Source organism: Chitinophaga sancti (genome assembly GCF_034087045.1).
In the GTDB taxonomy this organism is placed as follows: Bacteria; Bacteroidota; Bacteroidia; order Chitinophagales; family Chitinophagaceae; genus Chitinophaga; species Chitinophaga sancti_B.
In genome coordinates this window covers 8163953-8178838 of the sequence record NZ_CP139247.1, presented here as the reverse complement: position 1 = coordinate 8178838, position 14886 = coordinate 8163953, and the positions used below count along the sequence as shown (strand labels likewise).

The 14886-nt window shown below is 46.3% G+C and carries 10 protein-coding genes; 2 read left to right on the top strand and 8 right to left on the bottom strand.

What is annotated here, in order from left to right; all coding sequences use genetic code 11:
* Positions 1-36: 36 nt before the first annotated feature.
* Complete coding sequence (locus SIO70_RS32735; protein ID WP_320578075.1) at positions 37-846, top strand: hypothetical protein; 810 nt, start codon at positions 37-39, stop codon at positions 844-846.
* 174 nt (positions 847-1020) lie between these two features.
* Here the strand turns inward: SIO70_RS32735 and SIO70_RS32730 are convergent, their stop codons facing one another.
* From SIO70_RS32730 to SIO70_RS32695, 8 genes are all read right to left on the bottom strand, one after another.
* Positions 1021-4170 (bottom strand): CusA/CzcA family heavy metal efflux RND transporter, encoded by a 3150-nt coding sequence (locus tag SIO70_RS32730; RefSeq protein ID WP_320578073.1) that lies wholly within the window; start codon positions 4168-4170, stop codon positions 1021-1023.
* A gap of 16 nt (positions 4171-4186) precedes the next feature.
* Positions 4187-4492 carry a DUF190 domain-containing protein gene (locus tag SIO70_RS32725; protein WP_320578071.1) on the bottom strand — a complete coding sequence of 102 codons (306 nt, stop codon included), beginning with the start codon at positions 4490-4492 and terminating at the stop codon, positions 4187-4189.
* A 17-nt stretch (positions 4493-4509) separates the two neighbouring features.
* Positions 4510-5532 (bottom strand): efflux RND transporter periplasmic adaptor subunit, encoded by a 1023-nt coding sequence (locus SIO70_RS32720; RefSeq protein ID WP_320578069.1) that lies wholly within the window; start codon positions 5530-5532, stop codon positions 4510-4512.
* Between the two features lie 2 nt (positions 5533-5534).
* Complete coding sequence (locus tag SIO70_RS32715; protein ID WP_320578067.1) at positions 5535-6791, bottom strand: TolC family protein; 1257 nt, start codon at positions 6789-6791, stop codon at positions 5535-5537.
* Positions 6792-7130: 339 nt separating this feature from the next.
* Positions 7131-7334, bottom strand: a complete 204-nt coding sequence (gene xseB / locus SIO70_RS32710; protein ID WP_083720193.1) for an exodeoxyribonuclease VII small subunit — start codon at positions 7332-7334, stop codon at positions 7131-7133.
* On the bottom strand, positions 7312-8748 hold the full coding sequence (xseA, locus tag SIO70_RS32705) for an exodeoxyribonuclease VII large subunit (protein WP_320578064.1): 1437 nt from the start codon (positions 8746-8748) through the stop codon (positions 7312-7314). Before xseA ends, xseB begins: the two co-directional genes overlap by 23 nt.
* Before the next feature lie 389 nt (positions 8749-9137).
* Positions 9138-11003, bottom strand: a complete 1866-nt coding sequence (locus SIO70_RS32700; RefSeq protein WP_320578062.1) for a helix-turn-helix transcriptional regulator — start codon at positions 11001-11003, stop codon at positions 9138-9140.
* A gap of 36 nt (positions 11004-11039) precedes the next feature.
* Positions 11040-12791 (bottom strand): ABC transporter ATP-binding protein, encoded by a 1752-nt coding sequence (locus SIO70_RS32695; RefSeq protein WP_320578060.1) that lies wholly within the window; start codon positions 12789-12791, stop codon positions 11040-11042.
* Between the two features lie 508 nt (positions 12792-13299).
* Between SIO70_RS32695 and SIO70_RS32690 the strand changes: the two genes are divergently transcribed.
* On the top strand, positions 13300-14847 hold the full coding sequence (locus tag SIO70_RS32690) for a GH39 family glycosyl hydrolase (RefSeq protein ID WP_320578057.1): 1548 nt from the start codon (positions 13300-13302) through the stop codon (positions 14845-14847).
* Positions 14848-14886 lie beyond the last annotated feature (39 nt).

Here is a 14886-nt window from a genome sequence, read left to right as displayed (position 1 = left end):
TGCCAACATATTAATAGAAGTCCTTATTTTTGAACCATGACAAAGAAGAGTGTAATTTTCACATTTGCCAGCTTTATTTTTGGAGCTTCGGCTTTTGCTCAGAGTAAAACTACGGTGGGAATCCTCCGTTTTCAGTCCAACGCTTCTCAGAATACGAACAATGTAACCGCTATCCAGGATGCGGTGGCAGATGTATTCCTGAAAAACAAGCGTTTAGCAGTGGTTGGTCAAACTGATACTTCTTTTGAACAATCCAAATCGGCTGGTGCTCAATTTATTATCTCCGGAAGTATTGCGAAAGCGACCATGGAGATGAGACAGACCAATGTACCGATAGTAGGTACGACCAATACGAATGTGGCGGAGATCTCGTTTACACTGAATGTGACAGATGCAGGGCGTGGCGAAGTGATTGCTACTACGACCGTGAATGTGAGTGGTAAGGGGAAAAATGCATATGATGGGGCGATCAGTGATGCGAAATCACAGGTAGAGAAGTTTATGAAAGAGAACTTTAAGCTGACGGTGAGCATAGCGGAGATCGAAGATAAGAATAGCCTGGGTGCAGCCACTTCGGTGTTGATAGCAGGAGGTACATTGCTGGGCCTGAAGGTGAATGATGAATTCAGGGTGTACGAGGTGACGGAGATTACGGTGAATGATAAGGTGATGCAGCGGAAGAAGACCCTGGGTAAGATCGTCGTTACTAAAGTAGAAGATGAGAATTTTTCAGTGGCGAATGTAACAGAAGGAGGCGTTGATATTACAAAGAAGGTAGGAGATAAAGCGAATTTGAAATGTGAGCTGGAGAGTGAGCCTTCAGGGTTATTCTGGAAGAAGAACTAATAAGTTTAAAGGATTTAATTAGAAAAGCCCTTCGTATTAATACGAGGGGCTTTTTTCTGATAATAGTTTTCATCCCCCGTTGGAGAATTCCTTCTTTCATGAAAGTTTTATTGGGCTAAAAAGGAAAGCCGCTCCTTTCGAAGCGGCCGTTCCCCGTATTGCTCATTTTAACACTTACTCTAGTTCTTCATCTTCCTTATTCACTGTCTTGGCTTTCCTGTTTCTTTCCACCCATGCATACAGTGGTGGTATTAACAGTGGTGCAAAGATCAAGGTACTTGTCAGACCACCGATGATCACTGTTGCCAAAGGACGCTGAACATCAGAACCGATACCTGAAGAGGTAGCTGCCGGAATCAGACCCGCAATCGCTACGATCAGGATAGATAACAATGCGCTCAACTGCTCTTTTGCACCCAGGAATACGCTGTCCTGCAGGGTATGATCCGGTTTCTCCCGTAGCCGGTTGATAGCCGAAACGAGAAGTACACCTGCCATAACAGAGATACCGAAAATACTTACGAAGCCCACACCTGCCGATACGTTAAAGTGATACCCACGGATCAGCAGGGCGACGATACCGCCAGCCAGTGCAAAGAGGATACAACTTACGGTTACAACAGTTTGCGGCATATTTCTGAAGAGGATAAACAGTACTAAGAACACCATCACGATCGTAAGTGGAATAGTGAATGACAATTGCTTACCTGCACGTTCCAGGTTTTCATACTGACCACCATAGATAATGGAGTAGCCTTTTGGTATATGCAATTGTGCATTGATCTTCTGACCTACTTCACTTACAAAACCGCCCTGGTCACGACCACGGATATTTGTTCTCACCGTCACCATACGTTTACTATTGTAACGATAGATGTTCGTCTGACCCTGTACATAGCTGATATCTGCCAGTTGGTTCATTGGAATCAATGCACCGGTAGCGGATGGTACCTGTAAGTTTTTCAGGGACTCGATCGTACTACGTTCACCAGGCGTATAGCGGATGACGAGGTCATAACGTTTGGTTCCATCGTACAATGTAGAGATGGTTCTACCCCCAATCGCTGCTTCGATCATACCCTGGATATCTGCTACGTTGATACCGAAACGGGCGGCGTTTTCACGGTTTATATTGATCGCAATCTGCTCCTGCGGGCCTTCCTGCTCAATATTCACAGATTCAGAGCCCTGCATGTGTTTGACGATATCAGCAATCGTATCAGCCTTTGCACGCATCATGGTGAGGTCGTCACCTACGATAGAGATAGCGAGATCCGCCGCACTACCGGTTACAATTTCCATTACCTGGTCAATGATCGGCTGACCGGAAGAGAACTTCACAGAAGGCATGGCTTTTTCCAGGTCATGCCTGATATCAGTAACCAGTTGTTTTTTAGAAATGGTATCGCTCCACAGTTTGTATTCTTTCAGACCTACCAGGATTTCGTTACGGTTGGTTGGGAAAGGATCCGTACCATCGTCATTACGACCTGCCTGGGTGATAACGAAGGCGATCTGTGGATATTTAGCGATGACTTCCCTGATCTTCGGAGAGTACTTCGCATTCTCCTGGATGGTAATACCAGCGGGGAAGTTACCACGGAGGAAAATAGAACCTTCATCCAGTTCCGGTAAGAATTCAGAACCTAAGTTCGCACCGAATAATACCAGTACCACTACGACTGCAAAACCTGCCAGCACCGTCGTTTTCGGACGTTTCAGGGTCTTGCTTAATAATTTACCATACTGTTTGCTCAGGAAGTCCAGCACAATATTTTTGTGCTCCTTCATAGGCTTATCTGTATTATTAAATGCTTTCTTAAAGGCGAAGGAGATCAGTACTGGTATGAGTGTGAGTGCAGCCAGCATAGAGCCGATCACTGCAAATGCCAGGGTCAGCGCCATTGGAGAGAACAGTTTACCTTCTACACGTGTCATCAGCAGGATAGGCATATAAGCCAGGATGATGATGGTTACGGAGAAGAAGATCTCACGGCCTACTTCCTGCGAAGAGCGGAGGGTCAATGCAATGATACCCCGTTTCTTTTCTTCTGGTGGCGCCGTTCGATACGTTCGTATCAGGTGTTCCGCCATTACGCAGGCCCCATCCACGATGATACCGAAGTCGATCGCACCGAGTGATAAGAGGTTCGCCGGAATACCGGTTAACCGCATCAGTATAAATGCGAAGAGGAGGGAGAACGGAATGGTGAGTGCTACTACCAGTGCACTTCTCAGGCTACCCAGGAAGAAGATGAGGATGATCACAACGATAGATACCCCTTCTAACAGGGTATGACCTACGGTTTCCAGCGAGTGATCGATGAGGAAGCTACGGTCATACAGGGTACGGAGGTGTACGCCTTTGGGCAGTTCATCTCTTTCCAGGTCCTTGATCCTATCTTTCAGAATCTTCAACACTTCACTGGGGTTCTCATACCTGCGCAGCAGAATGATACCTTCCACGCCATTGCTCACATTGGTTTTCGTAGCGTTGAAAGTATAGCCCATTACACCGCTTGGTGGCGGTGGGGCTACTTCAACCGTAGCTACATCACGCAGGTAAACGGGGTTACCGTTAGCTGCTTTGAGTACGATATTACGAATGTCGGCTTCTGTCTTTACAGCACCCAGACCACGTACGGCAAATCCCTGTTCACCGCGGCTGATTACGTTACCGCCTGTATTCTGGTTATTCTTTTGTACGGCATCGATCACATCCTGTAAGGTGAGATCGTATTTACGCAGTTTATCAGGAGCGGTTAAGATATGAAACTGTTTGAGCGGTCCACCGAAAGTGGTGATATCCGCGATACCGGGTACCTGTAACAGGTAGGGTTTGATGACCCAATCCTGCAGGTCACGGATTTCGGTGGGTGTATAACCGGGAGGAGCTTCCACTACATAACGGAGGATTTCACCTACGGCAGTAGTAAGGGGTGCCAGTTCCGGGGTTACGCCATCCGGGAGTTCGGCGGCAGCCAGTCTTTCATTCACCTGCTGGCGGGCGAAGTAATCGTCCGTACCATCGGTGAAGGTAAGTTGTACAACGCTGAGGCCGAAGATAGTACGGCTACGGCGGTCAAGTACATTTGGCGTATTTTGCAGCGCTCTTTCGATGGGGATGGTCACTTGTTGCTCAACCTCTTCAGCAGCGCGGCCAGGATACTGCGCCACGATGATAACGTTGGTATCAGCAATATCCGGGTAGGCTTCAATCTTGAGCTGGGTAAAACACCAGTAGCCGATACCCATCAGGCCAAGTCCCATGAGGATGACCACCCACCTGTTTTTTAGAGAAAATATTAAAAGGTTACGAATCATTGTCGGATTATTTCGGTCAAATCTGGAATCGTTCTACTTTGGTGGTGATGATGAACCCACTGGTGATCCGCTTGCGCAGTTCTTTCAGTGTGTGCAGCACTTTTTCTTCTTCATCGATGAAGGTGATCATGATAGGTGGTTCATCGAAGCTGAAGATGCTGTCAGGGCGTTTCATCTGATGATGTTCCCCAAATCCGATCACTCCACGAAAAGCAGTAGCGCCGGCTACCTTTTGCTTGAGGAGGAACTGTACGATGTATTCGTACAGTGGCTGAGCGCCATGAACTTCATCCTTATCTATATAGATCTGTGCTTGTAACATTGTGGTTAAGGGTTTTATTAGTATCCGAAACTTAAACCTTTCAGCTGCATCACACCTTTGATCACCACATTGTCGCCATTCTGAAGGCCATTATATACTGAAATACGGTCACCGATCTGCTGACCAGTGCTCACCTGTTTTCTAACGAAAGTGGTAGGTGTTGTTTTTACAAACACATAGTTCTGGCCTTCGGCAGTGATGAGGGCATCTCTTATTACATTGATGGAGCCTGTACCTGTTTTCGTATTACCAGTAACGGTGAAGTTCACCATCGCAAACATACCCGCGCGGATCTCTGAATCCGGGGCTGAGAGCCGGATACGCAGTTTCACCATGCGGGTAACGTTGTCGATTACATCGGCGATGGCCTCTACTTTCCCGGCAAGTGGTTTATCGGGAAATGAGGATAGTATAACAGTGCAGGCAGTTCCTTTACTTACGTTGGTCAATTGTGTTTCGGGGATGTCGCAGATCACGAAGGCATTGCCAGGAGCGGTAGCGCGCAGGATTTCAGGATCGAAACCACCCGCTTTCAGACCGGATTCGTGTTCTACCAGCTGTGCTTTTTCATTTGCCAGGTTGGTTTGTTCCATTGCCAGGCTGGATTTAGCTTCCAGCAGATCTTTGCCGGAGGCGGCACCGTGATCGTAGAGGTCCTGTGTACGGTCCAGTTCTATTTTACGTTGCTTGATATTGATCTCTTCGATATGATTGACATTGATCTTGTGTTGTACCAATTGTGTATAATCACTTTCCAGGTCTGGATTGTCGAACAACACAACGTTTTGCGCACCTTCCTGGGAGCGGATTACAGTTGCCGCCACCTTGCCGGGGGCGTGCAGGGTACCACTCAGGGCAGAGTCACCTACAGGTTCGGTAGTGAAGAAGTTGGCCGAAGCAGTATCCGGGAAGGTGATCTGCTGTCCATTGTTGGTAATGGCAGGACCGGGATCGTCCGTCACTTCTTTTTTGTGTTCTTTCTGACCACATCCTGCCAGCAGGAGGGAGGCCACTAAAAAATATCCGGTAATGCGTTGCATAATTATAATTGGTTTATAAGGCCCGTAGCGAATAAGAGTTGAATATAGCTTTGATAGTAAGATTGCAGTCCATCGTAGTACAGCAGTCGGGTATCGTACCAGTTACGCTGTGCATCCAGGAAGTCAATGATGGTGGTGCCACCGCGGAGGTAAGCATACTTTACATTGTCGAGGATCTGTTGAGACTGGGAGAGGATGCCGCTGAACTTAGCCAGGTTTTGCTTTTGCAGCTGGTAAGTATTGTAAGCGGTGGTTACTTCTGTCTGGATCGTACGCTGGGTGGTATTCAGTTCCTGGTTTGCCTGTTGTGCCTGTATGTATGCCTTTTTGATCTCACCCTGGTTCCTGTTAAAGAAGGGAAGATCGATTGCAGCATAGAAGCCGATGTAAGGCACAGCGTTCTGCGGGTTGTAGATGATACCTAACTGGGGTTGTGGTACAGCGAGTGTTTTCTGGTATTTCACATTGCTGTTGCGCTCGTCGATGGCACTTTTTACAAGGGCGACGTCTGAGCGGTTGTCCATAGTCTGGGCAATGAGGCTGTCCAGTGTAGCGCTGGGGGCAAGAGTCTGTACATCGCTCAGGGTATCGATATCCACACTGGAAGGGATTCCGGTAAGGAGGCGCAGGTTTTGTAACTCATTCATGTAATCTTGCTGGAATACGCTGAGTTGTAGGTTGTACTGATCCAGCAGCACCTTTGTACGGGCGAGGTCAGTTTGAGTGATCACCTGGTTTTTGTAGCGCAGCTCATTGATCTTAACGAGGGTATCGAGGTTGCCTTTGCTGTCTTGCAGGAGGGCGAGCCGTTTTTTGAGCACCCAGCAGGTGATCCAGCTGTTACCGACGTTGAGAGAGAGGTTGCGTACGTTTTCCTGGTATTCATTGTCCGCCACTGTAACATCCTTTGAGGCTGTTTCAATTTTGTACTTACGCTGGTTGGGCCACTGAATAGGTTTCGTGAGCTGATACCATACCTGTCGGTTTGAGTTGGAAGACCAACGGGTATTGGGGGCGAAGTGAGCAGAATTGGCCAGTTGTAAGGTCTGGTTATTCAGGTTGGGATTAGGCCGGAGTTTGGCGGTAGTGACATCTGCCTGTGCGGCGGCGATGTTCATGTACTGGGCCTTAAGCACCGGGCTGTTAGTTCTGGCGGTATCGATAGCCGCTGCCAGGGTGAAGTTGGTTTGGGCGACAGCAACGTAGTGTATACATGTGAGTACACTGGTTACTACAGCCAATAGGAAGAGCTTCTTCATGTGATGCTGTTTGTCCGCATTTTATTTGTCAATAATTGCAAATTTCAATAATGGGGAGAATGGTTTAAAGACGGGCGGTTGATTTTAACCCGTTTTTAATGAAATTATTAAAAAGGGAATAACAGAATTTGTGGGGAAAATGTTTGGTGGGAGTGGAATTGGTAATGTTGGTGGGAGTGGGGGAAGCTTAAAAATGGAATAGGGTAGGGTTACCTTTTTGAGGGGAAATTGGCGGATCTATGCGATTTGCCGGATCTAAGAGATTTGTCGAAGGCAAATCTCTTAGATCCGGGGGGATTGTTTTCGGCGGCCGAAGGCAGGCGGAAAATGGCTACTGGCTTATTGGGAGATTGTCATTTGCTGGATGATGTTTTCAACTTCTGCCTCGGTGGCGCGTAACCTGGTCTGGCAAAAAGTGATCAGTTCTGAAGCCCGCTTTACTCTTGCTGCGAGCACATCCACAGAAACGGATTCCGTTTCTATTTCCCTGGCTATTTGTTGCAGCTCTTTATAAGCCGCTTCATATGTGAGATTCGTTTCCATCTGAGTTAATTGTGTGAATAGTGGCCTGTACGGAGGCATCAGCCATTTGTACGGTGATGTCTTCTCCTGATTGTAAGGCGGTGGCAGTTGTAATCAGTTTGCCCTGGTAGTAAACCAGTGCAAACCCCTTTTGTAATAAGGCCGTTGGGCTCATGAGGCGTACAACCGTTTCGTGATGTTGCAGCTTTTGCTGCTGCTGTTGCAGCAATTTACGGCTGAAGCTATGTAAGTTTTGGCGGAGGTAGGACAGGTCCTGTAGTCTCGAGGCCGTTAATTGTTTAGGCTTGGATAATATCTGTGCTGACAGTTGTATCATCCCGTTTCGTTGTTTAAGTAACAGGTTTCGGGCTTGCTGTGGTAATAACTGGTTATACCTGATCAGGCTTTCTTTTTGCCGGATCAGCACATCCCTGCTTCTGTTGATAATTGCATTGTTGAGGGCAGACAATTGTTGTTGTTTGCCAGAGACGGATTGTTGGAGCCGGATGATCAGTTGTTTTTGTGTACTGATCATGGCATCTTCAAACTGCCTGTTATGGGCGATGATCAGTTCTGCCGCGCGGGTAGGGGTTTTGGTGGCAGTATGGGCCATCATATCCGTGATGGTTTCATTCTTATGGTGGCCGATACCGGTGATGACAGGAATAGGAAATCCTGCTACAGCCTTACCCAGCTGGTACTGATCAAAGAGTAATAAATCTGTTTGTGCGCCCCCGCCCCTGATGATGACTACTGCATCGTAGTGTTTTCCTGCATCTTCGACTGCCTGGAGTTGTGCACATACCTGTGCGGCATTGGCTTCGCCCTGAACGGTCGTGAAATAATTGTCCGTATGGAAAATATACCCGTGGGCGTTGGCCTGGAGGGTATGCATGAAATCCTGGTAGCCGGCAGACGAAGGGGAGGAGATGACGGCGATCTTTTGCATGACAGCGCTGAGGGAGAGTTTTTTATTGCGGGTCAGGTAGCCTTCCGGTATTTGTTGAACAATATCTCCACACTCAGTCACGAGGCGCTGCAGGGTGGCTTGTTTCTGCTGTTCCAGTTGTCCGATGGTGAAGCTGGGATCTATATCCAGCACGGACAATTTGAGGCCGTATACGGCGTGGTATTCGACCTGTACCTGTAGCAATACATGCATGTCATTGCCAAAACGCTGACCGGTGGTGGCTTCGAAATCCCTGATCCGCAGGCTGCCGTTTCCCCATGCAGTGGCGGAGATTTTGGCGGTGAGCTGGTGGGTACGGGGATCTTTTTCGACCAGGTCAAAGTAATGGTAGCCTTTGGCAGGGTAGAAGGAGTGGCTGGTAATGTCGGCCACGATCCAGCTACTTTGACGGGAGAAGGCGTTTTTGATGGTACCCTGGATGTGGGCGGCCAGTTGTGATAACGTTATGTATTGTTGCGTACTCAAAGTGAGGACAAAGGTAGTAAACAAAAACGACTGCCTGGAAAGGCAGTCGTTTATAATAATTCCACGTTATGAAAACAAATCCATAAAAAGCTTCAGGCTGCTTTTTATTATTTTAACAATATTAGGAAGATGGTTACTTAAATCAGTTAATGGCTAGTTAAAGTATTCAGCATTAACATATTATTTACGAGCAGCGGGCGGGGCTGTGGGGGTAAAAATAGGCGATCGCCTATTTTTTGTTTGGAAGGTTTGTTGTATAGGAGGGTGAAAAAAAATCGCTTTTACCTTCGGCAAAAGCGATTTTTTTGGGCGTTTGTTGGCCTGCGGCCGGCTGAAAGAATGAAGCGTATTAAGCGCAACCGGGCTGCTTAGGTTCCAATGCTGGCTGCTTAAATTAGGGTGGTAAGAAATAAGTCGAGGCTTTCTTCTTTAGGTAAATTTAGTTTTTGTTTTAAGCGGTAGCGTGCCATTCTGATACTCTTCGCTTCTACGGCCAGGCGGGAAGCAATCTCTTTGTTGGTGAGCCCCATTCTTATGTAGGAACAATATTTTAGATCTAATCTTGTGAGGTTCTCTTTTGCTTTTTGCTGTAAGCGATTGAAGAACTCAGGATCTATTTCTTTGAAATCAGCTTTTGCTGCTTCGAATTCTTCATCCATTTTCCGGCTATCAGTAATGATGCGATCCATTTGTCGCAAGAGCGGATCAGTGCCGGATATGGTGGTGATCTTTTTTTGTAAGGATTGCAACAATTCATTCTTCTCTTCCACCTGCAAGGCGCCGGCCAGCAATTCTTTTTGTAATCGTTCCTGTCTTTCCTGCATGAGCAATTGCTCTGTTTCTAATCTCGCTCTTTCTTCTGCTTCCAATTTAAGTTGCAATTGCGTATCATGTTTTTCTAATTCTAACAATTGCTGGTTTTGTAAGCTGGCTCTTAAACGGAAATGATATGATCTGAAAAAGAAGATCAGGGCCAGTATAGCAGCGATAGCTAAAGAAATGTAGAAGAAATTCAATTCATTATTGAAGGAAGCTTTCTGTTGTAATAGCTGTAACTCCTTATCTTTTTTCTCTGCTTCGTATTGTGCACCTAAGCGTTTTGCGGTAGACAATCTTTCTTTGTCAAAAGCCTGTTGGTAGAAATCAACGTATTGTTTGTAATACTTTAAAGCCTTTGCCGTATTGCCTTGTTTCTCCGCCACATTCGCCAGTGCCTGCATGATATGAGATTTAACCTGAGCGCCACCTGCAGGATAACTTTCTACTGTGTAAAAGGCGGTTAATAATAAGTTTTCCGCCTCTTTCAGGTTGCCATCGTGTACTGCAATATCACTTAGCATACCATAGCAATTGGCCAGTATTTCCTGCTGCTCCGTGATCTTTGCATATTCAGTGGCCATGTACAGATAATGCATGATACTATCCTTTTGCTCCGGCCAGTATTCTGCAAACATATTGGCGGTGTTCAGCGATAATAACGCGGGTGCACTTCGGGTTACCAATCTTCCATTCTCAGCTTTAATGATGAGCAATGCCATCCTGTTGCAATACAACGCTGAGTCAAGAAGGTATTTGGAGGTATCATTCATCTTCGACCTGTATTTGTATTCCAGGTAGGTGCCCAATGCCTGGTATCCATTCACCAGGTCATCCGGCTTTTGGGTTTGCATGGCTGTGGAGAGAGATAACCTTGCATATTTTTCCTGTGCATCCAGGTCATTCCAGTCGCCGTAGGTGGCAGCTGTGAAGTAATAGATGGCCGGCTCGCAGGTTAATTTCTTTTGTCCATCCAATACCCGCAATGCTTCAAAGAAATAGTGGGTTGCACTGTCTTCCTGCTGTTCTATGATATGTAGCCATCCTTTGCGGTAATATGCTAATCCCAGTGCCTGCTTATCGCCCGATTTACGTGCGAGATATAAGGCGCTATCCATTGCTTTTGTAGCTAATGAAAAGCTGTCATCGAGCGCATATTGCTGTGTAAGATTGCTGAATATATTTGCCCGGTATTTCAGGTCTTTCAGGCCAGTGCTCATGGCCAGCGCCTGCTGATTGAGTACGATGGCTGCTTTCATGTCTTTATTCCCGGTAATCCGCGCCATCATCATGGTGCTGGTTATCCGGTCTTCCAGCGGTAAGTCCTTGCGGGACAATAGGTTTTGTAGTGAATCAATGAGGATTGACTGTGCATAAGCTGGCATTGGCAGACACAGTGATACAATCAACAGGATAAGGTATATTCTTTTTTGGGTCATTTAGCAAAAATAATGAGTATTCGCGAGTATTCTTACTCAGCTGACCACTCTCCTTTCCCCAATCTGTTGTCTCCACATAGCGTAGTATAATCCTTTGATTGTCAATAAGTGGTCATGTGTGCCTGTCTCTACGATCTTCCCTTTTTCCAGCACGTAGATGGTATCTGCATGCATAATTGTGGATAACCTGTGTGCGATGAGTATGTTCAACTGCTCTCTGCTGGCCGATATAGACCTGACTGTTTCGGTAATTGCTTCTTCTGTGAGCGAGTCCAGTGCCGATGTAGCTTCGTCAAAAATCAATAATCGCGGATGCCGGATCAATGACCGGGCGATGGAAATACGTTGTTTTTCCCCGCCTGATAGTTTTAGTCCTCCTTCACCCAGCAAGGTATTCAGGCCCTGTGAAGAGCGTGTGAGCAAGGGGGTTGCAGCTGCCTTGTGCAGGGCTTCGATCATTTCTTCTTCCGTTGCATCGGGTTTTACAAACAATAAATTGTCTCTGAATGTCCCTGCAAACAATTGTGTTTCCTGCGATACAAATCCAATCTGTCTGCGCAGCTGGTTGTAATGAATTTCATCTGATGCCACCTCGTTGAAATAGATATGACCAGATACGGGCTGATAAAGTCCCAGTAATAGTTTCACCAGTGTTGATTTACCAGATCCTGAAGGGCCTACAAAGGCAATGGTTTCTCCCAGTTGGGCGTCAAAACTGATATCATCCAGGGCGTTTTGTTCTGCTGTCTGGTGGCGGAATACAATGTGATCAAAGCGGATATTTTCCAGTGGTCCTAAAGTGACCGGGGTGTCAGGTTTATCTTCCACAGGTTTCTGCATGAGCTGATCAAATAACAGTAAGGAGCCTTCTGCTTCCCTGTAAAAGAGAATAATATTTCCCAACTCCTGCAATGGTCCGAAGATGGTAGTGGAAATAAACTGCATGGCAATCAGTTCTCCTGTACTCAATACTTTATGAAAGATAAGCCATAGTAAAATGAAGAGAATAGATTGACGCAGGATGTTCAGTGTAGTACCTTGCAGGAATGAAAGGGTTCTGACCTGTTTTACTTTTTTCATTTCCAGGTCGAAGATATTCTTAGTAAATGTTCGCAATCTTCTGATTTCCGGAAAGGTAAGACCAAGGCTCTTAACGAGCTCGATGTTGCGCAGTGATTCTGTGATGGAACCGGAAAGTTTTAAGGTTTCTTTGTTGATGCTGCGCTGAATTTTTTTCATCTTCCTGCTCAGTGCACTTGTCAGTGTACCTAACACACCCACGCCTACGAAAAACACAGGTACCAGCATCCAGTTTTTATGCAGGGCATACCAGGTGAGTACCCCTACACCTACTACAGATGAAAACAGGATGTTGATAAACGCATTGAAAAACCGTTCAGTATCGTTTCTTACTTTTTGAAGTAGTACAACAGTTTCACCGCTCCGTTGTTCTTCAAACTCCTGGAAAGAGAGGCGTAGTGTTTGTTTCAGGCCATCGTTGAAGATCTGCATACCAAAGCGCTGTACGATAAGGCGCATCACAAAGTCCTGCAGGGAACGGGCTAACCTGGCAACCATGGCTATTGAAATAGCGATGGTCAGCCAGAACAGCACACCTTTGACTAGAACGGTTTCCGTTCTGTCACCGGGGTGCAATGCATAATTGTCGATGATTTTACCAAAGATAATGGGGTCATACATGGTGGCCACCTGGGCGATGCCTGCCAGCACCAGCGAAAGCACGATCATCCAGCGATGAGGGCGCATGTATTGCCAGAAAATTTTCATGCGAATACAAGCGGCAAAAATTACACCACGTTGTTAATTTTTCAGGCTGGCTGGCAATATGCCATGCACTTTGCGGAAGGCGGCAGTAGGAATGCGTGGGGGGCCGGGGCCTGGATGAATAGAATGATTTAAAATATTTCCACTGCCGGCAGGCCTGGATGAAGACAATAATATTGAACTGGATCACCTGCTGGCAGGCGCCCTGCTTTAAAAGAGAAAGTACTTAAACCAGTAAATAACCTCCCTTATTCCTAATAATATTATTTTAACCATTCTATGCCCTAACCTGTCATAACTTAATAATATAATTTATCATATTACAGTAGTAACCAATATTTTGTGAAGCCCCTTGTGTGGTAAATAAAAAGCTGTATATTTAATATCATATTGGCTTTAGTATCATTATATATTAAGCAATATAGAACTGGAACCCCGGCCGCCAACAGCATTCCCATGAAAAACTATGGCCACAACCAGGGGGACCAAAGCACTAAAGAACCCTATTCGTATGGAAAGAAGAAATTTTTTAAAGCAGGCATTGATCACTGTAGCAGGCAGTGCAGTCTTGCCCGGAACTGTGAAAAGCATGGCATTATGGGAAGAACAACCTCCGTTTATTATCGATGCTAAGAATCCTGGAAAATTCTTTGAACCACACTGGAACAAAGGGGTTGGCGCCGGCAGGGCCAATGATGCTTCAAGACCAGTCTGGGGGGACCAGCTTTCGGTGGCGGCCAAAGCCTGTGGCTTTAAGTATGCACGTTTCACAGGCATTTTTCACGATGACATGGGGGTGTATAACGGGGGGCTGTATAACTGGACCCTGGTAGACGACCTGCTTGATAAAACGCTCAAAGCGGGTGTGAAGCCATTTATTGCATTCAGCTTCTTTCCAAAAGATATCGCCGGCAGCGATGCTACCCAGTTCAGCTGGAAAGCAAGGGTAGTGCCACCTACAGATTTTACAAAATGGAATGACCTTATCACAGAATTTACCAAACACATTGTGGGCAAGTATGGTGAAGAGGAAGTGAATAAATGGTATTTCGAAGCATGGAATGAACCGGATCTGCGTACATTCTGGGATGGAACCAAAACACAATATTTTACTTTATACAAAACAACCGTAACCGCCATGAAGGCGGTAGTGCCTAAAGTTAAAGTGGGCGGCCCTGCTACCAGCGGGCTTTCTGGCGATACACAGGGGGCATGGCTGGATGAATTCCTGGGCTATTGCAGACAGGAACAACTGGCAGTTGATTTCGTGACAGCGCATCCATATCCATCAGACAGTGCTGGTAAGCCCCGTGAATTAGGCGCTACGGCAAAGGATCTGACAGCATTGCGTGGTACGGTGATCAGAAATTTTCCACAGGCAGAAATCTTTGTGACCAGGTGGAGCACCAGCCCCATAGCTTCTGATGCGGTGCGTGACGATTTGCCAGCAGCGGCTTTTATCGTGAAAGAGAATGTGGATGCTGTTGGATTAGTGAATGGTGTGTTCTATAGTTCATTCATAGACGGACCTGAGGAGCTCAAAGATACTTTCCATGGCGGTCAGGGCTTGATGAATGCCAATGGTATTGCAAAACCAGCATTCCATGCTTATCGTATGTTAAATGCGCTGGGCGAAGAGTTGTTGTATAATAAAGATGGCATAGTCGTGACCCGTCATAAAGATTCAAAGAAGATCAGCGCCATTCTTTATAATATTCCTGTGACAGTGACAACCGGCGTATCTGGAGGAGATAGGGCAGCAGTGACTGCAATGATGTCAAAGGGAGAGACAAAATTATATTCATTCAAGATTCAAAATATGCATCCTGATGCCCGTTTCAATGTGGATATCTTGTCAAAAGAAGATGGTAATGCCATCTTTCAATGGACGAAGGCCGGTAGTCCGGAGCCATTGAACAGAGACCAGGTGGAAGTAATGAAACAGGTAGCCAATGGGTTGAATGAAGAGCAGGTTTTATCCAGTGCAGCCGGTGTGTTGTATATAGAGAAGAACCTGGCGCCCTGGGATGTGGTATTGATTGATGAATTGTCTAAATAGATAAAGGTCTGTCTTTATTTCGTGCGAAAAATGAAGGCG

Excerpts from the sequence above, each read along its gene's own strand:
- SIO70_RS32695 (WP_320578060.1), bottom strand. The coding sequence starts at position 12,791 with ATGAAAATTTTCTGGCAATACATGCGCCCTCATCGCTGGATGATCGTG.
- SIO70_RS32735 (WP_320578075.1), top strand. The coding sequence starts at position 37 with ATGACAAAGAAGAGTGTAATTTTCACATTTGCCAGCTTTATTTTTGGA.
- xseB (WP_083720193.1), bottom strand. The coding sequence starts at position 7,334 with ATGGAAACGAATCTCACATATGAAGCGGCTTATAAAGAGCTGCAACAA.
- SIO70_RS32690 (WP_320578057.1), top strand. The coding sequence starts at position 13,300 with ATGGAAAGAAGAAATTTTTTAAAGCAGGCATTGATCACTGTAGCAGGC.
- SIO70_RS32725 (WP_320578071.1), bottom strand. The coding sequence starts at position 4,492 with ATGTTACAAGCACAGATCTATATAGATAAGGATGAAGTTCATGGCGCT.
- SIO70_RS32730 (WP_320578073.1), bottom strand. The coding sequence starts at position 4,170 with ATGATTCGTAACCTTTTAATATTTTCTCTAAAAAACAGGTGGGTGGTC.
- SIO70_RS32715 (WP_320578067.1), bottom strand. The coding sequence starts at position 6,791 with ATGAAGAAGCTCTTCCTATTGGCTGTAGTAACCAGTGTACTCACATGT.
- SIO70_RS32700 (WP_320578062.1), bottom strand. The coding sequence starts at position 11,003 with ATGACCCAAAAAAGAATATACCTTATCCTGTTGATTGTATCACTGTGT.
- SIO70_RS32720 (WP_320578069.1), bottom strand. The coding sequence starts at position 5,532 with ATGCAACGCATTACCGGATATTTTTTAGTGGCCTCCCTCCTGCTGGCA.